Below are 23,611 nucleotides of genomic sequence, written 5' to 3' on the forward strand. Positions count from 1 at the left end.
CCAGTGCCCGCGCCGCCGCCTCCGGACGTGCTCCCCGGGACCGCTGGAGCCTTCGCTGTCGCCTCCGCCGACAAGGCCGGTCGCGGGCCCCGCTGCCCGCTCCGGGCCCCGACCCGCGGCATTCTCCTCATCCCGACGAAACGCTTCGCGATGCCCCGACGCCCCTGCCCCCGGCGGAGGCGCTGGCACCGCCACCGGCACCGCCCCGGGCCCATCCCTCAGTCCCGACGCGGCAACCCGCGCACCCCAGCGGTCCCGCTCCTCGGAGCCCTCCGCGCCCGCCCCGAGAACCACCACCCGCCGCCCTCGCAGACCTGACGGGCCTGGCGCGCCTCGCGCGCCTGGCGCGCCTCTCGACGCCACACCCGGGCTCCGTCCCGGGCCCCGCCCCGCAGCCCCCGCGAAGAGTTCGGCCGCGCGCTCCCGCGCGGCAGCCTGAGCAGGACTCGGCGCGCGGCGCGAGACGCGGCGTCGCATGGCTCGTGGGTCGGGGCCGCGGCCGGGGCCCGTCGTCGCTGTGCGTGATCGTGATGGCGTCATGTCGAACGACGGTAGGCACGATCGGCCGATCTCGCTGCGAGCCCCCAATTTCCGTGGATAACTCGCCAGTTGTGGATAACCCGGTCACCCGCGAGGGTGATCAGCGAGGCGAGACCACGGCCCCCAGCAGCCCCGGCCCCGTGTGCGCGCCGATCACCGCGCCCACCTCGCTGACGTGCAGTTCCGCGAGGTCGGGGAGGCGGCCCCGCAGCCGTTCGGCGAGCGCGTCGGCCCGTTCGGCGGCCGCGAGGTGGTGGACCGCGACATCGACGTGGCTCGCCCCGGCCCGTTCGACCACGATCTCCTCCAGCCGGGCGATGGCCTTCGATGCCGTACGCACCTTCTCCATCAGCTCGATCCGGCCGTTGTCCAGTTGCAGCAGCGGCTTGACGGCGAGCGCCGAGCCCAGCAGCGCCTGCGCCGCGCCGATCCGGCCGCCCCGCCGCAGGTAGTCGAGGGTGTCGACGTAGAAGTACGCGGCGGTGCCCTCGGCGCGCTTCTCGGCCGCCGCGACGGCCTCGTCCAGGGACCCGCCGGCCTCCACCGTCTCGGCCGCCGCCAGCGCGCAGAAGCCCAGCGCCATCGCGACCATGCCGGTGTCCACGACCCGTACCGGCACGGGCGCCTCCTGTGCCGCGAGCACCGCCGCGTCGTACGTGCCGGAGAACTCGGCCGACAGATGCAGCGACACGATGCCCGCGGCCCCCGCCTCGGCCGCCTTGCGGTACGCGGCCGCGAAGACCGCTGGGCTGGGCCGGGAAGTCGTCACCGGCCTGCGCTTCTGGAGGGCCGTCGCGACGGAGCGGGCCGAGATCTCGGTGCCCTCTTCGAGCGCCTCGTCGCCGAGTACGACCGTCAGCGGCACGCTCGTGATGCGGTGCCGCTCCATCGCCTGCTGCGGCAGGTAGGCCGTGGAATCGGTGACGATCGCGACATGGGGGGACATGCCCCGGAGGTTACCCGTCAGGCTCTCCCGGCGGCAGTGCGGACCCCGCCGGGCGCTCGTGCCACCTTACGCGTGTGGCCAGTGAGGTCAGAGGCTGTTCTCGGGGCGGCTGGTCTTCTGCCAGGGGTAGACGCGCGGCCGCCCCTGCTCGCCCCCGGAGATCGCGGACGGCTTGCTCCCAAGACCGGAACCCGAACCGGAACCCGAGCTGGCACCAGAGCCGGCACCCGCGCCGAAACCCGAGCCGGAGCCGGTGCCGGCCCCCTTGACCCCGTCCGAACCACCCGAACCAGCGGCCCCCGTCATCGCAGCCCCGCCGGCAGCCCCAGAAGTTCCAGCGGCCCCAGGAGAACCATCACCCCCACCGACGCCCTCCTCCGCCGGCACCCAGTGCCGCAGCGCCCCCGCCTCCAGGTCGATCTGATCGCTGAGCGCCGCGAGGTCGTCGTCGACGAACCGCCGCGCCCGGTCCTGTGCCGCCCACCGCAGCGAGTTCGCGGAGTGCCGCACCCGGTCCGTACGCTCCCTCAGCTCCGGCAGCCGGGCCGCGACGCGGGCCTTGTCCGGCTCGCCCTCCAGCCGCCGCAGCTCGTCGTCGAGCTGGTGTCCGTGCTCGCTGAGGCGGTCGAAGAGGCCCATGGCCTCGGACAGCGAGGCGTCCTCCGCGGCGGCGAGGCGCAGCGCGTCCTGCGTCGCCCGCATCGCGGAGCGCAGTGAGAGCCGCAGCTCGGCCAGTTCGCCGGCGGGGCCGGGCTGGGTGTACTGCTTGGCCTTCAGCCGGGTGTCCTCGACCGTGCGCCGGGTCTGGTGGACCGTGCGGTCGACGCCGCGCTTCACCGCTCGTACGGTCTTGACGGCGGCGATCACCCCCAGCGCCACGAATGCCGCGAAGAACAACGCAACGATCACGGCCACGGCCTGCATGGGTCGCTCCTCAGCGGCTCGGCGGACTGTTGTCGGCGACACCGTCGGCCGCCCGCCGTCGGTGGAGGCGGTGGACGGTGGTTTCTCACCTTCCTCCACCGTAAACGCCGCGGGCAGGCCGGGGGTTCCAAACGAACCCCCAACCTGCCCTTAGGGAAGAACCCCGAACTCGGGGTCACGCCGGAACGATGTTCACCAGCTTCGGCGCTCGGACGATCACCTTCCGGATGCCCGCGCCGCCCAGGGCCGCGACCACGGCCTCATCGGCCAGCGCCAGCTTCTCCAGCTCCTCGTCGGAGATCGACGGGGAGACCTCCAGACGCGCCTTGACCTTGCCCTTGAGCTGGACGACGCAGGTCACGGACTCGTCCACGACGTACGCGGGGTCGGCGACCGGGAAGTCGTGGTGGACCACGGAGTCCTGGTGGCCCAGCTTGCGCCACAGCTCCTCGGCGATGTGCGGGGCCAGCGGCGCGATCAGCAGCACCAGCGGCTCGGCGACGGACCGGGGCACCTGGCGCACCTTGGTGACGTGGTTGTTCAGCTCGGTGATCTTGGCGATCGCGGTGTTGAAGCGCAGCCCGGCCAGGTCCTGCCGGACGCCGTCGACGGCCTTGTGCAGGGCGCGCAGCGTGTCCTCGTCGGGCTCGGCGTCGACGACGGTGACCTCGCCGGTGGCCTCGTCCACGACGTTGCGCCACAGGCGCTGCAGCAGCCGGTACTGGCCGACGACGGCCCGCGTGTCCCAGGGGCGCGAGACGTCCAGGGGGCCCATGGCCATCTCGTACAGGCGCAGCGTGTCGGCGCCGTACTCGGCGCAGATCTCGTCCGGCGTGACGGCGTTCTTCAGGGACTTGCCCATCTTGCCCAGCAGCCGGCTGACCTTCTCGCCCTGGTAGTAGTACGCGCCGTCGCGCTCCTCCACCTCGGCGGCCGGGACGGCGATGCCGCGGCTGTCCCGGTAGACGTAGGCCTGGATCATGCCCTGGTTGTAGAGCTTGTGGAACGGCTCGGAGGACGAGATGTGCCCCAGGTCGAACAGCACCTTGGACCAGAAGCGCGCGTACAGCAGGTGCAGTACGGCGTGCTCGGCGCCGCCGACGTACAGGTCGACGCCGCCGTGCGGCTGGCCCTCGCGCGGGCCCATCCAGTAGCGCTCGGTGTCCGGGGCGACGAACCGCTCGCTGTTGTGCGGGTCCAGGTAGCGCAGTTCGTACCAGCAGGAACCCGCCCAGTTGGGCATGGTGTTGGTCTCGCGGCGGTACCGCTGGGGGCCGTTGCCGTCGCCCAGGTCCAGGGTGACGTTCACCCAGTCCTCGTTGCGGGACAGCGGGGTCTCCGGGGAGGTGTCCGCGTCCTCGGGGTCGAAGGTCCGGGGTGAGTAGTCGTCGACCTCGGGCAGTTCCAGGGGCAGCATCGACTCGGGCAGCGCGTGGGCGACGCCGTCCTCGTCGTAGACGATCGGGAAGGGCTCGCCCCAGTAGCGCTGGCGGCTGAACAGCCAGTCGCGCAGCCGGAAGTTGACGGTGCCCTCGCCGATGCCACGCTCGGCCAGCCAGTCGGTGATGGCCGCCTTGGCGTCGGTGACGCCCAGGCCGTTCAGCGAGATCTCCTGGTTCGCGGAGTTGATCAGCTTCGCGTCGTACGAGTCGAAGGCGGCGTCCCAGGCGGCGGGGTCCGTGCCGCGGTCGTCGGCGGGCTCGACGACGCAGCGCATCGGCAGTTCGAAGGCGCGGGCGAAGGCGAAGTCGCGGCTGTCGTGCGCGGGGACGGCCATGATCGCGCCGGTGCCGTAGCCCATGAGCACGTAGTCGGCGATGAAGACGGGGGTCGGCTCGCCGCTGACCGGGTTGATCGCGTACGCGCCGGTGAAGACGCCGGTCTTCTCCTTGGCGTCGGCCTGCCGCTCGACGTCGGACTTGGCGGCGGCCTGCTTGCGGTACGCGGCGACGGCGTCGGCCGGGGTGGCGTGGCCGCCGGTCCAGACCTCGTGGGTGCCCTCCGGCCAGGCGGCCGGGGTGATCTTCTCGACCAGCTCGTGCTCGGGGGCCAGCACCATGTAGGTCGCGCCGAACAGCGTGTCCTGCCGGGTGGTGAAGACCGTGATCTTCTCGTCGCCCACGGGGAAGTCCACCCGCGCGCCCTCGCTGCGCCCGATCCAGTTGCGCTGCTGCAGCTTGATGGCCTCGGGCCAGTCCAGCCCGTCCAGGTCGTCCAGCAGCCGGTCGGCGTAGGCGGTGATGCGCATGTTCCACTGGCGCAGCTTGGCCTTGAAGACCGGGTAGTTGCCGCGCTCGGAGCGGCCCTCGGCGGTGACCTCCTCGTTGGCCAGTACGGTGCCCAGGCCGGGGCACCAGTTGACGGGCGCGTCGGAGGCGTAGGCGAGGCGGTGGTCGCTGAGGACGTCGGCGCGCTCCGCGGCGCTCAGGTCGCCCCAGGGGCGCCCGTCCGGGGTCGGCCGCTCACCGCGGGCGAACTGCTCCACCAGCTCGTCGATGGGGCGGGCGCGCCGGGCCTCGTCGTCGTACCAGGAGTTGAAGATCCGCAGGAAGATCCACTGCGTCCACTTGTAGTACTCCGGGTCGATCGTCTCGATCGAGCGGCGCTGGTCGTGGCCCAGGCCCAGCCGGCGGAGCTGCCGCCGCATGTTGACGATGTTGGCCTCCGTGGAGGCCCGGGGGTGGGTGCCGGTCTGCACGGCGTACTGCTCGGCGGGCAGCCCGAAGGCGTCGAAGCCCAGGGTGTGCAGGACGTTGTGGCCGGTCATGCGGTGGTAGCGGGCGTGCACATCGGTGGCGATGAAGCCCAGCGGGTGGCCGACGTGCAGCCCCGCGCCCGAGGGGTAGGGGAACATGTCCATGATGAACTTCTTGGGCAGCGCCACGGTCTCGGGCGCGCCCGCCAGGTCGCCGCTGGGGTTGGGCGCCTCGTACGTGCCGTTCGCGTCCCAGAAGTCCTGCCAGCGTGCCTCGATGTCAGCGGCCAGTGCGGCCGTGTAACGGTGCGGCGCGGCCACCTCGGCGGCGGAATTGGTCTCGCTCATCGTCCTAGCTCCATCGATCGTCTCTGCCCGTCTGCCCGCTTCCGGACTGCCTGCGTCGGCGCTGCTCGCGTCCGGGGCCACCGGTCTCCGCAACCGCGCCCGAAATGCAAAATCCCCTCGCACAGGAGGGGACGCCGCGCCGAGTCCGACCTGGTGGGATGCACCGGTCGGTGCTGTTCAGCGCGGCCGGCTAAGCAGAAGGCGTACGGCACGCATGGGGTCAGGTTACCGCAGCCGCCGAAAGGCCCGCACCGAGGTTCCACCCCGGCGCGGGCCGTGCCGGCGCCGTACGGGCCTCCTGGCGGCCGCTGAGCGGCCGCCGGGCGCCCTGTCGGCACCCGGGTGCTAGTGGCGCTTCCCCGGCCGGTACGAGGTCACGTAGTCGCTCGACGGGGAGCCGACGCCGGTGACGTTGTCGTAGCCGACGGTCGCGGAGAGCGAGCTGTCGCCGCCCAGGCTGCGCAGCGAGGTGAGCAGCCCGTCCTTGGCGTCGAAGCCGTTGGCGTAGTCGACGCGCACGACGCCGAGGCCGCGGCCCTGGCCCAGCGGGTGGTCGGTGACGTCGTGGTAGGCGCCGGTGCCGTACCGGTCGTAGATGCCCGGGTTGGCGAAGCCGACGGGCACGCCGTGCCGCGCCTGCTGGACGAGCGCCTGGACGCCGGCGATCACCGGCGCGGACAGCGAGGTGCCGCCGATGCGGTACTCGGCGTACTGCTGCGAGCCGTCCGGGAAGGTCTGGGTCTGGCCGACCAGGAAGCCGGTCTGCGGGTCGCCGACCGCGGAGATGTCGGGCTCGACGCGCATCGGCTTGGAGCCGTTCGCCTTGGAGAGCGCGTCCGGGACCACGCCGCGCTGGTAGAAGGGCTGCTCGTAGAGCTTGCTGGTGCCGCCGCCCGCGCCGCCGGTGTACGCGCCGGGCATCGAGGTCCAGCTATCGCCGCTCTTGGAGAGGTCGGCCTTGTGGGTGCCCCAGCCGGTCTCCCACTGGTACGTGTTCCCCTTGCCGACGGCGAGCGAGGTGCCGCCGACGGAGGTGACCCACGGGGAGTTGGCGGGGGTGTCTACCTGCTTCGTGCCGGTCTTGGCGGCGTTGTCGCCGTTGTCGCCGGAGGAGAAGTAGAAGCCGATGCCCTCGACGGCGCCCATCTGGAAGATCCGGTCGTAGGCCGCGGCCGTGTCCGGGGTCTCGTTGGCCTCGATGTCGCCCCAGGAATTGGAGACGATGTCGGCGAGGCGGTTGTCGACGATCTTGTTCAGGGAGTCGATGAAGTCGTCGTCCTGGCAGGACGCGGCGCCGACGTAGACGATGTCGGCCGCGGGGGCGACGGCGTGCACGGCCTCGACGTCGAGGGTCTCCTCGCCGTACCAGCCGGCCGCGCCGCACTCGTTCTCGCCGGTGTGCGTGTAGTCGTCGGGCAGCACCTGGGTGAGCTGGCCCTTGCGGTAGCTCTTGTCGCCGTTGCGCTTGGCGTAGCGCTGGGCGTCCTCGGCGATGGTCGGCGAGGCGTACGCGTCGGTGATCGCGACGGTCACGTCCTTGCCGGTGAAGTTCTTGGCCCCATAGGCGGCCCGCAACTGCTTGCCGGTGTAACCCTTGATCGCGTACGGCTGGTGCGTCCCGTAGGCCGACGGCAGGTTCTTGTTGACCTTGGAGCCGTAATACGTGGAGAACGGGCCGGAGTTGCGGTATACGGCGCTCGGGGGCGGCAGCGTCGCGTCGTGCTTGGCCAGCCGGGGCGCGTTGTTGAGGCCGACGACGGTGAGGACCGCGCCGTTCAGCGCCGCGGGCACGGTGGCGTCGCTGGACGGGGCGTGGTAGGTCTTCCCGTCCTTCACGTAGTTGTGCAGCCGGGTGCCGAACGCCTTCTCGGCGGCGGCCGTGTCGCCGCTCACCGAGATGTAGTGGCCGTTGGTGCCGGTCACCTTGAGGCCGGAGGAGGTCAGCCAGTCGCCGACCTTGGCTATCTGCTCCTTGGTGGCGCCGAAGCGGGCCTTCGCCTGCTTCGCGCTCAAGTACTTGCCGTACGAGGCCGAGTTCGGGTCCGAGACGGACCGGGCGTACGCGGCCAGTCCGGGGGCGTCGCGCCCGGCGAGGTAGACGCGGACGGCGATCTTGTCCGCCCGGGGCGTGTCACCGCGGTCGGCCTTCGGCGTGGCCCACTGGGGCTTGGTGCCCTGGAGCGCGTGCCGGTCGTGCGGTCCGGAGTCGGCGTTTGCGGTGGGCACGCCGAGCGCGAGAGCGCCGGCGACCAGCGGCAGCGTCGCCGCCGCGGCCAGTCCGGCGCGCACTCTGGAGCGGCTTGATCTCATGGAACCCCCTGCGGTCCGATCCATCGCGTTAGGACGAAGGTGCTGGATGTAGCGCCCACGTAAAACGCCACTCTTTCGGCCAAGCGTTCATACAGGGGGCATGTGTTCATCAAGAAGGGCCCAAGGAAGGGTCATGATCACGCATGCCGTTGGACGCTCGTGAATGCTCCCCCGGGACGCCCGTCCACAGCTCTTGACGGCGAGCGGGTCACGGGTGCGGGGAGGCGGCCGCGCGGGCCGCGCGGGACCGGCTGAACGGACCGACGTTAGCAGCGCCGCACCGCCGGCCGTCGCGGTTGCCGGAAGGCCGCCGCGCCGCCCGCCCCCGGTGCCTAGCGTGCGGGGCCATGCACATACACCGCAGGGGCCGTGCCACGCCCCTGAGACCGCCCCGCCAGGCGCTCGCCGCCGGGAGCCTCGCCCTGATCGCCCTCGCGCTGACGCTGCCGTTCGCGGCGGGGGGCGGGCCGCGCCGGTTCCTCGACTACACCGGCGGCGTGCTCACGCTGCTCTGCCTGACCGCCACGGTCGTCTGGGGCCTCATCGCGTCCGGCCGCGCGCTGCTGTCCCCGCGCGGCCGGCTGCTCGCGCAGGCCGTGCACCGCGCGACCGCGGTCTGCGCCCTCGGCTTCCTGCTGCTGCACGTCGCCCTCAAGGTCGCGGACGCCCATGTGGGGCCGCTCGCCGCCCTGTTGCCGTTCTCCCTCGGCGTCCGGGGCGCGGGCGGGCTCATCGGGCTCGGGTCCCTGGCCGGTCATCTGATGGTGCTCGCGGCGGCCACGGGCACGCTGCGCAGCGTCTTCGCGGGGCGCGGCCGGGCCGCCGGCCGCTGGCGGGCGCTGCACGCCTGCGCGTACCCGGCGTGGTGCGCGGCGATCCTGCACGGCCTCAAGTCCGGCCGCCCGCCCGCCGCCTGGGTGAGCGTCTGCTACGGGCTGTGCCTGGCTGCGGTGGCGGGCGCGCTGGTCCTGCGGCTCGTACGGGCCCGGCGCGCCCGACGGCGCGAGGCCGATGCGGCGCGCCCCGCGCGCACGCCGCGCACGGCGCCGCACGCGTCGGCACCGGCGCGACGACGGGCGGACGGCACACCACTGCTCCCCCGCCCGCGCCCCGCGCCCGACCCGCGCTCGGAGCCCGGCCCACGCTCGGGGGCAGTCCCGCGCTCCGAGGCAGGCCCGTTCCCCGCCGCCCGGGGGCACCCGGCACGCGACCCGGCCACGGGTGAGGGCTCGTGAACGCGCCCACCGGGGATCGGCCACCCTCCGGAGATCGGCCGCCCCCCGGGTCGTCGTCCGGGGAACAGCCGCCCCCCAGGGCGTCGTCCGGGGAACGGTCGGCCTATAGGGAGCACGTCTACGAGGAGCGCGTCCGTGGGGAACGGGCCGCCTATAGGGATCGAGCCACCGATAGAGAACGGGCCGCCTATGGGGAGCGAGGCGCCCCCGGGGAGCAGGCCGCCGCCGGGCCGCTCCCCGACGTGCCCGAGGTGCTGGTCCTCGGAGTGCCCCGGCTGACGTCCGGGTTCGACGACGCGGAGCGGCTGGAGCGCAGGGCGCATCTGGTGGTGCACGGTTCGATGCCGTCCCTCACCGAGGACCAGGTGACAGAGGCCGCCGATACGGTCGGCTTACGGGGGCGGGGCGGAGCGGGCTTCCCGTTCGCGCGGAAGATGCGGGCCGTCGGAGAGGCCGCCCGGCGGCGCGGGGTACGGCCCGCCGTGGTCGTCAACGGCTGCGAGGGCGAGCCGGCGTGCCGCAAGGACGCCGTACTGCTGCGCCGCGCCCCGCACTTGGTGCTGGACGGCGCGCTGCTGGCGGCCGGCGCGCTGGGCGCGCGCACGCTGGTGGTCGGCGTGACCCGGGAGGCCACCGAGGAGTCCGTACGGGCCGCGCTGGCCGAACAGGGCCTCGCCGATCGGCGCGGGCGGGCGCTGCGCGCGCGGGTCGTCCGGCTGCCCGAACGGCTCGTCTCCGGCGAGGCGTCGGCCCTCCTGCGCGGGGCGGAAGGCGGAACTCCGCTGCCGCCCGGGCGGCGCGTGCACGCCTCGGAGGAGGGGCTCGGCGGCGTGCCGACACTGCTGTCCAACACCGAGACCTTCGCCCAACTCGCCCTCGCCGCCCGCCTCGGCCCGGCCCGCTACGCCACGACCGGCACCCCCGCCGAACCGGGCACGCTGCTGCTGACCGTGGCCGGCGCGGTCGGCCGGCCGCGCGTCGTCGAAGCGCCCAGCGGCGTGGCCCTGCCGTACGTCCTGGAGTCGTGCGGGGCCGACCCGGCGCCCCCGGGGGTGCTCGTCGGCGGCTACCACGGCGGCTGGCTGGACCAGGCGGCCGCGTACGGCGCCGCCCTCTCGTACGAGGGGCTGCGGGCCCAGGGCGGCACGCTCGGCGCGGGTGCCGTCCTCCCGCTCCCCGCCGCCACCTGCCCGCTCGGCGAGACCGTACGCGCCGCGCTGTGGCTCGCCGGGGAGTCGGCCGGGCAGTGCGGCCCGTGCCGGCTGGGGCTGCCCGCGCTGGCCGGGGCGCTCGCGGACGTGGTGGGCGGCGGCGGACGGGAGGCCCTGGAGACGGTGCGGCGGACCGCCCACTCCGTACGCCGCCGGGGCGCGTGCGGGCACCCGGACGGCGCGGCCCGCTTCGTGCTGTCGGCCCTGACGGCGTTCGCGGACGACCTCGCGGCCCACGTCCTGGGCGACGGCTGCGGACGCGGCACCACGGGGGTGCTGCCCCTGCCCTCGCCCGGGGGCCCGGACACGCCGGGCGCCCCGGGGGCCACGGGCGGCGAGCGGCTGGCCGTCGACTGGACGCTGTGCGAGGGCCACGGACTGTGCGCGGGGCTGCTCCCGGAGCTCGTACGGCTCGACACGGACGGCTTTCCGGTCCTGGCGGCCGAAGAGGTCCCGGCGTCTTCGCGGGGCCGCGCGCTCCGGGCCGTACGCCGCTGCCCCGCCCTGGCGCTGCGCCTGGAGCGGAGGGAGTGAGCACGGCGCGTACGGGTCGCCGCGCGCCCGGCGTGCGCCCGGGGCGGGCCTCCGGGAGACGGCGCCCGCCCTGCCCTGGCCGGCCGGAGAGCCCGCCCCCACCAGAGCACAAGCACAAGCAAAAACCCCGCCCGGTCGAGACTCGACCGGGCGGGATCTTCGTGATTGTGGAGCTAAGGAGAATTGAACTCCTGACCTCCTGCATGCCATGCAGGCGCTCTACCAACTGAGCTATAGCCCCGTGCTGTGGTCCGCCCGGTTTCCCCGGCGGCGTCGCCTACATTACACGGGTGCCCCCGCCCCTTGCCAAATCGGTTCCCGGGCGATGCTTGAAGCGCACGGGCGCGGGGTACGGCCGTACCCCGCGCCCGCCCGTTCCCCGGCGCCCCTGGCGGCACTACTGCCTCAGTGGCCGCCGTGCCCGTGACCGGTGTCGCCGTGGTGGAACTTCATGACCTCGGCGGGCATCACCACCAGCGGCCGCATCATCCCCATGTCCTCATGCTCCAGCAGATGGCAGTGGTACATGAACCGGCCCTGCGCCCCATGGAAGCGGCCGATCACATTGACCATCTGCCCCACCGGGACCTGGATGACGTCCTTCCACGCCGAGTCGCCCGGTGAGATCGGGACGCTGCCCCCGTACTCCAGCGGGCTGCGGGTGCCGCCCAGTTGGGTGTCGAACGGGCTCCCCGGGCCCTGCGGGTAGACATCTCGGCTGAGCACCTGGAAGTCGATCAGATGGATGTGCATCGGATGCGTCCCCGCGCCGCCCAGGTTGAGGAAGCTCCACTGCTCCCAGGCGTCGTGCTCGACCATGAAGCCGAGGGCGTCGTCGAAGGTGCGGGCGCCCCGCTGGTACGTACGCACCTTGCCGTCGGCGCCCTTGATCTGCACTATCCCCTCGCTGGGGATCTTGACGTGGCCGGGGTCGACCTCGTGCAGCTCCCAGATCTCGGGGTGCGCGTTGCCCGCCGTCCCGGGCGGGGTGAGCGCCACCATCCGGTGCCCGTGCTTCGGCGCGGTGTCATGGGTGATGCGCCGGAACGACGCCGAGACCACCTGCGGCAGCACGAACGGGTCGCGCACCGGCTCGGCGCCCACCCGCACCTGCATGATCTGCGGGTACGGAACGCCCGGCGCCGCGTTCTCCAGCCGGACCCGGCGCCCGCGCAGCCGCCCGAAGTCGACCAGCAGGTCGATCCGCTCGGCCGACGCGACGGACAGCGGCTCGTCGACCGGTACGGGCCGGGGCAGCAGCCCGCCGTCCGAGCCGATCTGCCAGGCCGCGCCGCGCACCTGCTCCCCCGTCGCGTCGTCGACCAGCCGGAGCTGGAAGGTCCGGGCGTTGGCCGCGTTGAGCACCCGGAACCGGTACCAGCGCGCGGCGACGTCCAGATGCGGCCAGATGACGCCGTTGACCAGGGTGTACGGGCCGGTGAACGGCAGCGTCACATTCTTGTCGGCGGCGTCCTTCCCGACGACGACGGTCTTGTGCAGCAGCCGCCCGGTCAGCCGGCCGTCCTCGTCCTGGTCGAGGTTGCGGTCCTGGATGATCAGCGGGATCTCGTACTCCCCCGCCGGGAGCCGCAGCGCCCGCTCCTCGTCGTCCCGCACCAGGTACATCCCGGCCAGCCCCGAGAACACGTTCCACCGCGTGATGTCCATGGCGTGGTCGTGGTACCACCAGGTCGTCGCCCGGTGATCGTTCGGGTACTCGGTGAGCTGGCTGTCGCCGGGCGACACCGCGTTTTCCGCCCAGCCGTCGTTGCCGCCGCCGGTCACCGCGCCGTGCAGGTGGGTGACCGTCCACGGCGGCAGCGCCGCGACGTCGGCGAGCGGCTCCGCGCCGCTGCGGCCCGGGACGTCGCTCGGCGAGGGGGCGCCCGGCTTCGGCACGGCCTCGACGGCCGTCACCGGGTAGCCCCCCGTGAGCCGGTTGTTCCAGCGGACGCGCAGCCGCCGCCCCCTGGGGACCTCGATGGTCGGTCCCGGGTAGTGGCCGTCGTAGGCCCACACCTTGGTCGGCGGCAGTTGTGCGTGCAGCCGGACCCATGTCGTCGTCAGGTCGATGTCGATGCCGTTCAACGCCTCCTGGCGGCCCGGGCGCAGGGCCGGCGGTATGGACAAGGCGTCGATGAACGGCGTGAGTTCCGCCGCGGCCTCCCGCTTCGCGGGCTCCGTGGCGTCCCCGGCCTCCGCCGGGTTTCGGACAGGCTGGATCTCTGTATCGGTCATGCTTGCGACCCCCGTGTCGCTTCCCCCGTGCCGCCGACCGTTTCCGGCGGCAACTCTCGGCCCGTTAACGCGCGTAGTTTCAGGGGGAGTTCCGGGTTCCGCGGAGATTTCGGACCAAGCCCCGGCACCGGGGCAGACCGTCACGAAGCAGGACCGGACCGTCACGAAAGCGGAGCCGGGCACCGGCGAGAGCGAGCGCCGGCCACTCCCCATGAGCCCCGCCGAAGCCCCGCCGGAAATCCCACCGGAGACCCCGCCCGAGGCCCTGTCAGAATCCCCGTCGGAGCCCCCGCCTGAGGTCGCGTCAGGCCGTCGCGAAGGAGTAGAAACGCTTCAGCGCGCAGTGCTCGTCGAGCAGCCGACCGTAGATCGGCTCGCCCTCCAGCTCCCGGTACGTCTCGATGGGGTCGCCCTTTATGATCAGCGCCCGCGCGCACTCCACGCACCAGTACTGGTAGGAGGAGTTGAGCGGCTCCATGTCGCGGACGATCGGCGTTCCGCTCCCGCACCAGTCGCACTTCCGGCTGTGTGCACCCATCAGTCAGCTCCAGGCAAGGCCGCGGGCCGCACACCCATAGGACACTCCGCCGCGCTCAGCGGGCACTTGGCCGCCTGGCCGGGGCGGCGGCGGAACGGGCGGCAGGAGGCAGCCGACGCGAGAAGGGCACCGCTTGCACCGTCCTCCTCAAGAATGCGCGCCGACATGTCACCTTCCCTCACCTTCGCCCCCGTCCACCTACCGGCTGTCCGATTCTGCCATGCGCCGGTTGCGAGGTCAGCGCCGCCGTCTCAGCGGCCCTGCCCCCGCCGCGACCGCCGCCGTGCCGGCCGGCGCGAGAGCGGTCGACCACAGCGCGTGCGGACGAACGCGCCCCCGAGGCCGCTCTACAGATGAAGCGTCAGGAGGCGAGCGACGCGGCCGTGAAGACCACGAGCCCCGCCAGGAACGCCCGCCCGTGTCCGAACCGGTCGCCGCACCGCGCGCGCCGGTGATCAGCAGCACCGCGTAGGCGATGGCCCCGGCCGGCCCCGGATAAAGGTCTTCCGCCACGCCTCCGTCGGCGAGGTGCGGCTGAAGTCGACCTCGCCGGCGGTGGGCGGCGGGCCGGAGACCCGGGTCGTGGTCTACACGCCGCACGACGAGGTGAGCCGCGAGCTGATCGGGAAGCTCTGCGCCGTAGAGGACCCGATCATCGGCTGCCCCGCTCACGCGCGTCCGCTCTCGGAGATCCGGGCCGCCCTCGCCACCTGATCCCCCTCGCCCCCTGAGCCCCCTCGTCATCTGATCCAAAGGGGGATAGCAGAAGATCCCGCCCCTCGATCAAGGGACGGGATCTTCCGAACTGTGGAGCTAAGGAGAATTGAACTCCTGACCTCCTGCATGCCATGCAGGCGCTCTACCAACTGAGCTATAGCCCCGCTGTCCTGCGGCCCCGGGGTTTCCCCGCCGTTCCGCGAACAAGATGAACTTTAGCCTGCGACCTGCCCGGATGTGAAATCCGGGCCCGGCGGCAGCTCAGTCGTCGTCGCCGAGCACGGGCTCGGGGAGCGTTCCGGCGTTGTGCTCCTGGAGCCGCCAGCCCCGCGCGCCCTCGCCCAGTACGGACCAGCAGCAGTTCGAGAGGCCGCCGAGCGACTCCCAGGTGTACGGGTCCAGGCCGAGCAGCCGGCCGATGGTGGTGCGGATCGTGCCGCCGTGGCTGACGACGACGAGGGTCCCGCCGTCGGGCAGCTTGTCGGCGTGGTCGAGGACAACGGGCGCGGCCCGCTCGGCGACCTCGGTCTCCAGCTCGCCGCCGCCGCGCCGGACCGCCTCGCCGCGCTTCCACGCGGTGTACTGCTCGCCGAAGCGCGCCAGGATCTCCTCATGCGTGAGCCCCTGCCACTCGCCGGCGAAGGTCTCCCGCAGCCGCGCGTCGTAGGCGACCTCCAGACCGGTGACGGCCGCCAGCTCCGCCGCCGTCGCCATGGCCCGCCGCAGGTCGGAGGCGACGATGGCGTCCGGGCGCAGCGCGGCCAGCAGCCGGGCGGCGCGGCGGGCCTGCTCGACGCCGGTCTCGGTCAGCTCGATGTCCGTGGAGCCCTGGAAGCGGCGCTCCAGGTTCCAGAGGGTCTGTCCGTGCCGCCAGAGGACGATGCGGCGGCCCCGGCCGCTCTTGGTGCCGTTCAGCTCAGCTCACCGTCCCGGTCGTCCTCCGCGGCGAGCGTCCTGGCGTGCTCCTCGGCCTTGCCGGCGGTCGCGGCGGCGTCGGCGGGGAGTTCGAGCTGCGGGCAGTCCTTCCACAGCCGCTCAAGGGCGTAGAAGACACGCTCCTCGCTGTGCTGTACGTGCACGACGATGTCGACGTAGTCGAGGAGCACCCAGCGGGCCTCCCGGTCGCCCTCGCGGCGCACCGGCTTGGCGCCGAGATCCTTGTTCAGCCGCTCCTCGATCTCGTCGACGATCGACTTGACCTGGCGGTCGTTGGGCGCCGAGGCCAGCAGGAAGGCATCGGTGATCGACAGTACGTCGCTGACGTCGTACGCGATGATGTCGTGCGCGAGCTTGTCGGCGGCCGCCTGTGCGGCGGCCTGGATGAGCTCGATGGAGCGGTCGGTGGCGGTCACTGGCCAAGCTTTCGATCGGGAATCAGGTACCCGTCAAGGGTCTCACGCTCCGCCGACCAGCCCACCGCCGCGCGTATCCGGGCATTTCATCACCCCGCCGCCACGCCCGTCCGAGGTCCGCCGCCACGCCCGTCCGGGCCTCGCCGCCCCGTGGGGCCGGGCCCCGCCGGGACCCCGCCCCTACGCCCGTACCGGCCCCGGCCAGGGCATGGGAGCCACGTCCCCCGCGCCCCGCCCCGCGCCGCCCTCACCCCTTGTAGTCGCTCCCGAGGACCACCGTGACGTCGGCGTTCGGGGCGCCGTCGCCCTTGGCCACGGCGCCGGCCGGCAGGCCGAGCGTCTTGGCGATCTCCTTGGCCTGTTCCGCCCGCTTCTCGTCGCGGTACGTCACCTTCGACGCGGACTGCCCCCCGCTCTGGGTGCCGCCGTCGACGAAGGTGTAGCCGCCGTTGACGAGGGTGACCTGCGCGGAGCCCGCGGCCGCCTTCTTCCCCGTGGCGTTCTTCACGCTCACCCGCGGCGGCGCGTCCGCGGGGGTCTTCTGCACCGTGCCGCCGAGCACGTCCTTGACCACCGACTCGGTGGTCTTCTCGCTGAGTGTCCCGTCGCCCTGCACCGGCAGCAGCTTGGTGTCGTACGAGCCCTTCTTCGCCAGCTCGGCGAGGTGCGCCAGCGAGGCGCCGAGCTGCTGCTCGGAGAGCGAGGGGTCGGGGATCTGGGCGAGCGACTCGACGGTGTTCACGGCGGAGCCGGTGTCCGTCGACACCTTCTTCAGGACCGCCTGCATGACCTGGCCGAACCGTTCGAGCTGCTTGGTCTGCGCCTCTCCGGACGCGCGATAGGTGGCGTACGCGACGGCCGCCTGGCCGTTCAGCGCACGGTCCTTGCCCTGCTTGACCTTCGGGGGGTCGTCCTTCTTCGCGCCGGGGATGGTCACGTCCGCGTCGAGCGTGATGCCGCCGACCAGCTCGACGAGGTTCTCCAGGTAGGGGGTGTCCAGCCGCCAGCTCCCCTTAATGTCCGCGCCGAGCAGCGCGTTCAGGGATTCGCGGGTGCCTCCGGTGCCGCCGTCCCTCACGGCCTTGCCGAGCGTGGTGGCGGTGCCGTCGGGGGACACGGCGAGCGTGTTCGGCAGCAGGACCGTGGTGCCCCGGCCCGCGGTCTCGTTGTCGACGAGCAGGGCGGTGGAGCTGCCGCCGCCCTTGGTCTCCCGCAGATGCACGACGATCACGTCGCGCTTCTGCGCGCCCCCGGAGGCCACGGCGGCCTTGGAGCCCCCGCCCGTACCGGGCAGCATCCCCGCGTACCAGAGGTAGCCGACGCCGCCGGCCACCAGGAGCGCGAGGACGACGGCGAGCACGACGACGCGGTTGCGGCCCTGGCGCTTGCGCTCGTCTCGGCGCTCGGTGCGGCTCTCGCTGAACTTGAGCCAGTCGATGACGTCCTCGGAGTCCTCGTCCGGCTCCTCGATGAAGGAGAACTGCTCGGTCCGGTACTCCTCGCCCCCGCCCCCAGCGGCCCCGGCGGCCTTGTCCGCGGCCCTGAGCCGCTCCGGGACCCCCGCCTCCGGCTCCGCCGCGCTCTCGGCGCGCGCCTCGTCGCGCGGGGCCGCGGCCTGCTGCGGAATCCACTCCTGCTGCCGGCCCTGCTGCTGAGACTGCCCCGGAAGGTGCTGCTCCTGGGGGGGCTGCCCCTGGAGGGACTGCCCTTGGCGGGGCTGCTGCTGCTCGGGCTGCTGAGTCTGGTGGTACTGCTGCTGTTGGTAGGACTGCTGCCCGTACGGGTCGTAGCCGTACCCCGGCTGCGCCCCGGCCGCGTACGGGTCGTACGACTGCTGGTACGCCTGCTCCGGCTGGTACGACTGGTACGGCTGCTGCTGCGGAATCGACGAGCCGTGCTGGCCCGGCTCCCCGTACTGACCCGACTGACCCGGGTGCCCCGACTGGCCCTGCTGCTGAAGCGGCTGCCCGTACTGGTCGTACACCCGTCTCGGGTCGTTCGGCTCGTACACCGGCTGCCCATAGGCGTCGTAGCCGTACACCAGGGGTTCCTGTGCGTACGGGTCCTGTCGGTCGTTCACCAGAGCCCCTTCAGCCGGCGTGTGCCGGTGTCTTCCGGAATCAGCCGTCGTTCCGGTACAGCCTGCGCTTGTCGATGTAGCGGACCACACCGTCCGGCACCAGATACCAGACCGGATCGCCCTGCGCGACGCGCGCCCGGCATCCGGACGACGAGATCGCCAGCGCGGGCACCTCGACCAGGGAGACGCCGTCCTCCGGGAGCCCCGGATTGGCCAGTACGTGCCCGGGCCGCGTCACTCCGATGAAGTGGGCCAGCGAGAACAGTTCCTCGGTGTCCCGCCAGGTGAGGATCTGCGCGAGCGCGTCGGCGCCGGTGATGAAGAAGAGGTCCGCGTCACCGTGCTCGGCGCGCAGGTCCCGCAGCGTATCGGTGGTGTAGGTGGGGCCGCCGCGGTCGATGTCGATGCGGCTGACCGAGAACTGCGGGTTGGACGCGGTGGCGATGACCGTCATCAGATAGCGGTCCTCGGCCGGCGACACCTGCTTGTGGCTCTTCTGCCACGGCTGGCCGGTCGGTACGAAGACCACCTCGTCCAGGTGGAACTGCGAGGCCACCTCGCTCGCGGCGACCAAGTGGCCGTGGTGGATCGGGTCGAAGGTCCCGCCCATCACGCCGAGTCGCCGCTTAGCGGGCTCTGTCTGCTCTCCCATGCGTGCAGACCCTACTGGGCCCGGCCGCGCACCGGGACGGCGGTTCAGCGGTCGCGGTTGAAACGGGTGACGCCCCACAGCATGAGCAGCAGGATGACGAGGGCCGCGCCGCCCGTCATGAAGGGGCTGATGCTCTCGTGGGTGTCCACGTGCTCGCCCTCGGCGGCGAGCGTGACCAGGGCGGTGTGGGCGGTGCTGAATGCGGTCATCTTCGGCAGGACCTATCCGGGATGGGATCGGGCAGAGACTTCTGACACATCGTATGCGGCGGCGGCCGGCAACCTCACGGCGACTCCACGCGTCCGTACCGGTCGGGCCTGTTCCGTCCCGGTGGGGCCGTTCCGGCCCGGCCGAGGACGGCCCTACCGAGGCCGCACGCCCCGGCCTCGGGCTGCCCCGGCCCCGGCCCCGGCCGTCCCGGCCCGCAGGCCGGTCAGTCCTTGCCGCCGTATCCGCGCAGCAGGACCCAGGCGAGGAGGACGATGCCGAGCACCGAGACGATGAGGACCGTGCGCAGCAGCGTGCCGGGCCCGCCGTCGCCCTTGGAGACGGCGAGCAGTTCCACGAAGCCGGGGTGGCCGGTCAGGCCAGTCATGTCGGGCATGACTCCACGGTAGCCAGCCCGTTGTCAACATCTAGGCTGGGGTCCGGATAGCGGGGGACGGGTTCGGATCAGCCTGATCAGCCCAGTGAAGGGGGTCACCATGACGGACAGTGACAGCAGCGGCGGGGGGCGCGAGCAGGTGCCCAGCCGGGAGCGGAAGCGCTTCCCCGGCATTTCCTCGCGCGCGTACGAGCACCCGGCGGACCGGTCGGCGCTGGTGGCGCTGCGCAAGCTGAGCGGCTTCGACACCGTCTTCAAGGCGCTGAGCGGGCTGCTCCCGGAGCGCAGCCTGCGGCTGCTGTTCCTCTCCGACTCGGTGCGCGTCGGCGACCAGCAGTTCCAGCATCTGCACACCATGCTGCGGGACGCCTGTTACATCCTGGACCTGGAGAAGGTCCCGCCGATGTACGTCACCCAGGACCCGCAGCCCAACGCCATGTGCATCGGCCTGGACGAGCCGATCATCGTGGTGACCACGGGGCTCGTCGAACTGCTCGACGAGGAGGAGATGCGGGCGGTGGTGGGCCACGAGGTGGGCCACGCGCTGTCCGGGCACTCCGTCTACCGCACGATCCTGCTGTTTCTCACCAACTTCGCACTCAAGGTCGCCTGGATACCGCTGGGCAATATCGCGATCATGGCGATCGTCACGGCGCTGCGCGAGTGGTTCCGCAAGTCGGAGCTGTCCGCGGACCGGGCGGGGCTGCTGGTCGGGCAGGACCTGCGGGCCTCGATGCGCGGCCTGATGAAGATCGCGGGCGGCAACCACCTGCACGAGATGAACGTGGACGCGTTCCTCGCGCAGGCCGAGGAGTACGAGTCGGGCGGCGATCTGCGGGACTCCGTGCTCAAGATCATGAACGTGCTGCCGCGCAGCCACCCGTTCACGACCGTACGGGCCGCCGAGCTCAAGAAGTGGGCCGAGAGCCGCGACTACCAGCGGATCATGGACGGCCACTACCCGCGCCGCGACGAGGACAAGGACACCTCGGTGACCGACTCCTTCAAGGAGTCCGCCTCGCACTACGCGGATTCGGTGCGGTCCAGCAGGGACCCGCTGATGGGGCTCGTACGGGACATCGCGGGCGGCGCGGGCGACCTGGGCGGCAAGCTCCGGGACACCTTCACGGGCCGGGGCTCGACGTCCACCCGGCAGCGCCCCGGGGACGGCCGCGAGGACCCGCCGCGCGGCTCGGGGGACGGCCCGGAGGGCTCCGGGCGCTAACGGCGGCCCGTCGGGGTCGGCAGCGCGCCGGCCGCCAGCACGCCGCACAGCGACGCCGTGGTCCGGCCGGTCGCGTACGGGTCCGTACCGGCCGGGCCCTCGTCCTTCGCCCGCTCCCCGGCGAGCAGGGGCCGCAGATACCCGGCGGCGTCCGCCGCGCAGGACTCGGGCCCGGCCTGCACATTGGCCTGCGCCACCTCGATGTGGTGGTCGCGCAGGTCGTCCCGGTCGAAGCGGAACCGCATCTCGCGCCGGACGGTGAAGAGCGAGACCTGGTCCGCCCCGGCCGCCGCGCCGTGGCCGGCCCGCGCCGGGCGCAGCGGGTAGACGAAGGTGTGGTCGGCGGTGACCTCCAGCGCGCCGGCCGACTCGGTCACGGTCAGGGTGCCCCGGACCCGTACGGGCGCGTCGGCGAGGGCGACCTTCGCCGGGTCGAAGCGGACCAGCCAGCCGGTGGCCGCGTGCCGCCCGTCGTCCTCGGGGTGGGCGAGGCTCTGGTCGTACTGGGCGAGCTGGGAGGGGTCGAGCAGCACGCGCGTGGCCCGGGTGTCGCCGCCGGTGAGCACTTGCGGGTCGAGGGAGGACTTGACGACGTACTCCTTGGCGGCGGCGAGCGCGCCCAGCACCTGGCTCTCGGAGAAGTGCTGGGTCTTGCGGGCGGCGGGCAGCGTCACGCCCTCGGAGCCCTCGCTGAACTGCGCGGCGGGGCTGTGGTCGAAGAGGTCGCGGGCGGAGGAGCCGGCGACGGGGCCGGTGGGCGCGAGCGGGATGAGGGTGGTGCGCAACGGGTCGGCGGCGGGCGGCGGCGTCTCCTTGTAGGGGTGGCGTACGCCCATGTAGACGGCGGTGCCGAAGGCGAGGGCGACCAGCAGCACCAGGACGAGCACCTGGCGCGGGGCGCCGATGCGCGCCCAGGGCGAGCGGCTGCGCACCGCCTGCGCGTGGTCGCGCATCCGCTCCCGGGCGGAGAACTCCTGGAGCCGGGCAGCGCGCACGAACGACTCGTCGAAGACGACGGATCCGTACTCGTCGTCGCTGCTTCCGGGGACACCTTCGGGAGTCCCCTCAGGTGGCTCTCCAGGCCCGGCCATACTTCAAGAGTAGGTCCGCGGGCGCTCAGGTAAACGCCCTGGTACACGACAAGTTCGGACGAAAGCTGACGCGTCGCCAGGGGGCGGCCGCGCCCCGGCGGGCGGCGCGACGAGCGGCGCGCCGGGCCGCTCAGGGCGTGCGCGGCGCGGCCGAGGCCACGGGCGCTTCCAGCTCCGCGGAGACCGAGGGCAGTGGGGCGGGATGCTCCTTGGCGGGGCTGTCCACCCCGCTCGTGGCGGGCGGGGCGGCCGGGCCCTGTCGGCTGTTGGAGGAGGCGCCGCGGAAGACGGCGGTGAAGGCGAGGGCGACCACGCCGATGCCTATCAGCACGGCGAGCGCCCAGGCCACCGGGCGGTGCCAGCGGGCGTGGCCGCGGTAGGGGCGGCGCAGGGCGCCGTAGCGGCCGTACGGACCGTAGGCGTCGTCCGGGTCGAGGTCGCTCGCGTCCACCGCGCCATGGCCCGCGCCGGGGCGGGGCCGGCCGCGGCCCTCCTCGCACGTCTCGTCGTACGCGTCCTCGTCGGCGGGTGGGGAGAGGGCGCGGCGGGACTGGGCGGCCGCGAGCATCCGCTCGATCGCACTGGGCTCGTGGATCTTGGCGGACCGTACGAAATCCTCGTCGAGTACCACGGAGGCGAACGGGTCTTCCGCGCCCCCATGGCCGTGATCCTGGCTCTCGGGCTCTTCGCCGTCCGGGAACGGCCTGCCCCCCGCGTCGTCCGGCACGTGTCCAGCGTAGCCCCGGAAGGGTCAATTTGGGCAGCCGGTAAGGCAATTCACACCTGCGGGAAAGGGCGTGCCGAGGCCCCGCGGGGGCTCGCGGCCGTACGCCGGGCTCCCGTGTCCCGGCGGCCCCCGGCACCGCACGCCCGCACACCCGGCGCCGGTCCCCCGACGCACGTACGGTCCTGTGCGCTGGAGCCCCGAAGCGCGTACGGCCGCGTGCCCCGGAGGCCCGGCGCGCGTACGGCCGTGCGCGACATAGGCAGGGGCCGCGCGGCCGGTGGCTCAGCGCGTGTGCCCGTCCCCCGTCACGATGTACTTCGTCGACGTCAGTTCCGGCAGCCCCATCGGACCGCGCGCGTGCAGCTTCTGCGTCGAGATGCCGATCTCGGCGCCGAAGCCGAACTGGCCGCCGTCCGTGAAGCGGGTGGAGGCGTTGACCGCGACGGCCGCCGAGTCCACGAGCCGGGTGAAGCGGCGGGCGGCGGACTGCGAGGAGGTCACGATCGCCTCGGTGTGGCCCGAGGACCAGAGCCGGATGTGGTGGACGGCCGCGTCCAGCGACTCCACGACGGCGGCGGCGATGTCGTACGAGAGGTACTCGGTCTCCCAGTCCTCGAACGACGCCTCGACCACGGTCGCGGGCGACCCCTCGGCCAGCTCCAGCACCCGCTCGTCGCCGTGCACGGTGACCCCCGCCTCGGCGAGCGCGGCCAGCGCGCGCGGCAGGAACGCGGCGGCGATGTCCTGGTGCACGAGCAGCGTCTCGGCGGCGTTGCAGACGCTCGGGCGCTGCGCCTTGGAGTTGACGAGGATGTCGACGGCCATGTCGAGGTCGGCCTCGGCGTCCACGTACACATGGCAGTTGCCGGTGCCGGTCTCGATCACGGGGACCGTGGACTCCTCGACGACCGTACGGATCAGCGAGGCGCCGCCGCGCGGGATCAGCACGTCCACCATGCCGCGGGCGCGCATCAGCTCCCGTACGGACTCCCGGCTCTCCCCCGGCACGAGCTGCACGGCGTCCGCGGGCAGCCCGGAGCCGCCGACGGCGTCGCGCAGGACCTTCACGAGGGCGGCGTTGGAGGCGGACGCGGAGGACGAACCGCGCAGCAGCACCGCGTTGCCGGACTTGAGGCAGAGCGCGGCGGCGTCCACGGTCACGTTCGGCCGGGCCTCGTAGATGATCCCGACGACGCCGAGCGGCACCCGGACCTGCCGCAGGTCGATGCCGCCCGGCAGGGTGGAGCCGCGCACCACCTCGCCGACCGGGTCGGGCAGGGCCACCACGTCCCGTACGTCCTTGGCGATGGCGCGGACCCGCTCGGGCGTCAGGGTGAGCCGGTCGACGACGGACTCGGCGGTGCCCGCGGCCCGCGCGCGCTCGACGTCCTCCGCGTTGGCCGCGACGACGTCCTTCGTACGGACCTCCAGGGCGTCCGCCATGGCCAGCAGCGCCTCGTCCTTGACCGAGCGCGGCAGGGGCGCGAGGTCGGCGGCCGCGGCACGGGCGCGGTAGGCGGCGCGCAGCACCGGGGACTGCGGCATGGGGTCGGCCAGGGGCGAGGGGAAGACACTGCTCATGCCGAGCAGCCTACTGAGCGCGCGGCCCGGTCCCACCCCTTATGGCGCATATCCCGCACTGCG

19 protein-coding genes and 2 tRNA genes are annotated in these 23,611 nt (G+C 72.9%); 4 read left to right on the plus strand and 17 right to left on the minus strand.

Annotated elements, in window-relative coordinates:
• Window positions 1–640: 640 nt before the first annotated feature.
• The 4 genes from IF55_RS06825 to IF55_RS06840 all read right to left on the minus strand — a co-directional run bounded on the left by IF55_RS06825 (window position 641) and on the right by IF55_RS06840 (window position 7,763).
• The gene (locus IF55_RS06825) at window positions 641–1,486 is read right to left on the minus strand and encodes a DegV family protein (protein ID WP_030876816.1); all 846 of its coding nucleotides are present in this window, start codon (window positions 1,484–1,486) and stop codon (window positions 641–643) included.
• Window positions 1,487–1,573: 87 nt separating this feature from the next.
• Window positions 1,574–2,410, minus strand: coding sequence for a hypothetical protein (locus tag IF55_RS06830; protein ID WP_030876820.1), 837 nt, complete (start codon window positions 2,408–2,410; stop codon window positions 1,574–1,576).
• A 175-nt stretch (window positions 2,411–2,585) separates the two neighbouring features.
• Window positions 2,586–5,453 (minus strand): leucine--tRNA ligase, encoded by a 2,868-nt coding sequence (leuS, locus tag IF55_RS06835; RefSeq protein WP_030876824.1) that lies wholly within the window; start codon window positions 5,451–5,453, stop codon window positions 2,586–2,588.
• A gap of 345 nt (window positions 5,454–5,798) precedes the next feature.
• Window positions 5,799–7,763 (minus strand): S53 family peptidase, encoded by a 1,965-nt coding sequence (locus IF55_RS06840; protein ID WP_030876838.1) that lies wholly within the window; start codon window positions 7,761–7,763, stop codon window positions 5,799–5,801.
• A 347-nt stretch (window positions 7,764–8,110) separates the two neighbouring features.
• On the opposite strand from IF55_RS06840, the gene IF55_RS35920 reads away from it, so the two are divergent.
• Both IF55_RS35920 and IF55_RS06850 read left to right on the plus strand, forming a co-directional pair.
• Window positions 8,111–8,998 carry a hypothetical protein gene (locus tag IF55_RS35920; RefSeq protein WP_051776077.1) on the plus strand — a complete coding sequence of 296 codons (888 nt, stop codon included), beginning with the start codon at window positions 8,111–8,113 and terminating at the stop codon, window positions 8,996–8,998.
• A 242-nt stretch (window positions 8,999–9,240) separates the two neighbouring features.
• Window positions 9,241–10,743: an NADH-quinone oxidoreductase subunit NuoF family protein gene (locus tag IF55_RS06850; RefSeq protein ID WP_030876843.1), complete on the plus strand. Its 1,503-nt coding sequence runs from the start codon at window positions 9,241–9,243 to the stop codon at window positions 10,741–10,743.
• 168 nt (window positions 10,744–10,911) lie between these two features.
• Here the strand turns inward: IF55_RS06850 and IF55_RS06855 are convergent.
• The 3 genes from IF55_RS06855 to IF55_RS06865 all read right to left on the minus strand — a co-directional run bounded on the left by IF55_RS06855 (window position 10,912) and on the right by IF55_RS06865 (window position 13,519).
• Window positions 10,912–10,984, minus strand: a tRNA-Ala gene (locus IF55_RS06855).
• Between the two features lie 164 nt (window positions 10,985–11,148).
• A complete protein-coding gene (gene phsA, locus IF55_RS06860) occupies window positions 11,149–12,981 on the minus strand; it encodes an O-aminophenol oxidase PhsA (RefSeq protein WP_030876846.1) in 1,833 nt (610 codons plus the stop codon).
• Window positions 12,982–13,285: 304 nt separating this feature from the next.
• The gene (locus IF55_RS06865) at window positions 13,286–13,519 is read right to left on the minus strand and encodes a hypothetical protein (RefSeq protein ID WP_030876850.1); all 234 of its coding nucleotides are present in this window, start codon (window positions 13,517–13,519) and stop codon (window positions 13,286–13,288) included.
• A 528-nt stretch (window positions 13,520–14,047) separates the two neighbouring features.
• Between IF55_RS06865 and IF55_RS06870 the strand changes: the two genes are divergently transcribed.
• Entirely contained in the window at window positions 14,048–14,233 is a 186-nt protein-coding gene (locus IF55_RS06870; RefSeq protein WP_030876853.1) for a hypothetical protein, read from the plus strand.
• A 94-nt stretch (window positions 14,234–14,327) separates the two neighbouring features.
• On the opposite strand, the gene IF55_RS06875 is transcribed toward IF55_RS06870, so the two are convergent.
• From IF55_RS06875 to IF55_RS39230, 7 genes are all read right to left on the minus strand, one after another.
• Window positions 14,328–14,400, minus strand: a tRNA-Ala gene (locus IF55_RS06875).
• Window positions 14,401–14,497: 97 nt separating this feature from the next.
• Complete coding sequence (locus IF55_RS06880) at window positions 14,498–15,151, minus strand: histidine phosphatase family protein (protein WP_030876856.1); 654 nt, start codon at window positions 15,149–15,151, stop codon at window positions 14,498–14,500.
• On the minus strand, window positions 15,148–15,588 hold the full coding sequence (gene rsfS / locus IF55_RS06885; protein ID WP_030876859.1) for a ribosome silencing factor: 441 nt from the start codon (window positions 15,586–15,588) through the stop codon (window positions 15,148–15,150). Before rsfS ends, IF55_RS06880 begins: the two co-directional genes overlap by 4 nt.
• A 247-nt stretch (window positions 15,589–15,835) precedes the next feature.
• The gene (locus IF55_RS06890) at window positions 15,836–17,668 is read right to left on the minus strand and encodes an LCP family protein (protein ID WP_030876861.1); all 1,833 of its coding nucleotides are present in this window, start codon (window positions 17,666–17,668) and stop codon (window positions 15,836–15,838) included.
• Window positions 17,669–17,708: 40 nt separating this feature from the next.
• The gene (gene nadD, locus IF55_RS06895; protein ID WP_037962838.1) at window positions 17,709–18,320 is read right to left on the minus strand and encodes a nicotinate-nucleotide adenylyltransferase; all 612 of its coding nucleotides are present in this window, start codon (window positions 18,318–18,320) and stop codon (window positions 17,709–17,711) included.
• A gap of 44 nt (window positions 18,321–18,364) precedes the next feature.
• Window positions 18,365–18,529: a hypothetical protein gene (locus IF55_RS39690; RefSeq protein ID WP_030876867.1), complete on the minus strand. Its 165-nt coding sequence runs from the start codon at window positions 18,527–18,529 to the stop codon at window positions 18,365–18,367.
• Window positions 18,530–18,753: 224 nt separating this feature from the next.
• A complete protein-coding gene (locus IF55_RS39230) occupies window positions 18,754–18,924 on the minus strand; it encodes a hypothetical protein (protein ID WP_157854273.1) in 171 nt (56 codons plus the stop codon).
• A 100-nt stretch (window positions 18,925–19,024) separates the two neighbouring features.
• Between IF55_RS39230 and IF55_RS06905 the strand changes: the two genes are divergently transcribed.
• Window positions 19,025–20,149 carry a M48 family metallopeptidase gene (locus tag IF55_RS06905; protein WP_030876870.1) on the plus strand — a complete coding sequence of 375 codons (1,125 nt, stop codon included), beginning with the start codon at window positions 19,025–19,027 and terminating at the stop codon, window positions 20,147–20,149.
• Here IF55_RS06905 and IF55_RS06910 read toward each other — a convergent pair.
• From IF55_RS06910 to IF55_RS06920, 3 genes are all read right to left on the minus strand, one after another.
• Window positions 20,146–21,240, minus strand: a complete 1,095-nt coding sequence (locus IF55_RS06910; protein WP_030876872.1) for an SCO2583 family membrane protein — start codon at window positions 21,238–21,240, stop codon at window positions 20,146–20,148. The genes IF55_RS06905 and IF55_RS06910 overlap by 4 nt on opposite strands.
• Window positions 21,241–21,370: 130 nt before the next feature.
• Complete coding sequence (locus tag IF55_RS06915; protein ID WP_030876874.1) at window positions 21,371–21,967, minus strand: SCO2584 family spore wall biosynthesis protein; 597 nt, start codon at window positions 21,965–21,967, stop codon at window positions 21,371–21,373.
• 282 nt (window positions 21,968–22,249) lie between these two features.
• Entirely contained in the window at window positions 22,250–23,548 is a 1,299-nt protein-coding gene (locus IF55_RS06920) for a glutamate-5-semialdehyde dehydrogenase (RefSeq protein ID WP_030876884.1), read from the minus strand.
• Window positions 23,549–23,611 lie beyond the last annotated feature (63 nt).

Origin of the sequence: Streptomyces varsoviensis, from assembly GCF_000718635.1 — a bacterium.
Lineage (GTDB): Bacteria > Actinomycetota > Actinomycetes > Streptomycetales > Streptomycetaceae > Streptomyces > Streptomyces varsoviensis.

Coding starts and splice junctions, on each gene's coding strand:
- IF55_RS06825 (WP_030876816.1), bottom strand. CDS start 1,486: ATGTCCCCCCATGTCGCGATCGTCACCGATTCCACGGCCTACCTGCCG.
- IF55_RS06830 (WP_030876820.1), bottom strand. CDS start 2,410: ATGCAGGCCGTGGCCGTGATCGTTGCGTTGTTCTTCGCGGCATTCGTG.
- leuS (WP_030876824.1), bottom strand. CDS start 5,453: ATGAGCGAGACCAATTCCGCCGCCGAGGTGGCCGCGCCGCACCGTTAC.
- IF55_RS06840 (WP_030876838.1), bottom strand. CDS start 7,763: ATGAGATCAAGCCGCTCCAGAGTGCGCGCCGGACTGGCCGCGGCGGCG.
- IF55_RS35920 (WP_051776077.1), top strand. CDS start 8,111: ATGCACATACACCGCAGGGGCCGTGCCACGCCCCTGAGACCGCCCCGC.
- phsA (WP_030876846.1), bottom strand. CDS start 12,981: ATGACCGATACAGAGATCCAGCCTGTCCGAAACCCGGCGGAGGCCGGG.
- IF55_RS06865 (WP_030876850.1), bottom strand. CDS start 13,519: ATGGGTGCACACAGCCGGAAGTGCGACTGGTGCGGGAGCGGAACGCCG.
- nadD (WP_037962838.1), bottom strand. CDS start 18,320: ATGGGAGAGCAGACAGAGCCCGCTAAGCGGCGACTCGGCGTGATGGGC.
- IF55_RS39690 (WP_030876867.1), bottom strand. CDS start 18,529: ATGACCGCATTCAGCACCGCCCACACCGCCCTGGTCACGCTCGCCGCC.
- IF55_RS39230 (WP_157854273.1), bottom strand. CDS start 18,924: ATGCCCGACATGACTGGCCTGACCGGCCACCCCGGCTTCGTGGAACTG.
- IF55_RS06905 (WP_030876870.1), top strand. CDS start 19,025: ATGACGGACAGTGACAGCAGCGGCGGGGGGCGCGAGCAGGTGCCCAGC.
- IF55_RS06910 (WP_030876872.1), bottom strand. CDS start 21,240: ATGGCCGGGCCTGGAGAGCCACCTGAGGGGACTCCCGAAGGTGTCCCC.
- IF55_RS06920 (WP_030876884.1), bottom strand. CDS start 23,548: ATGAGCAGTGTCTTCCCCTCGCCCCTGGCCGACCCCATGCCGCAGTCC.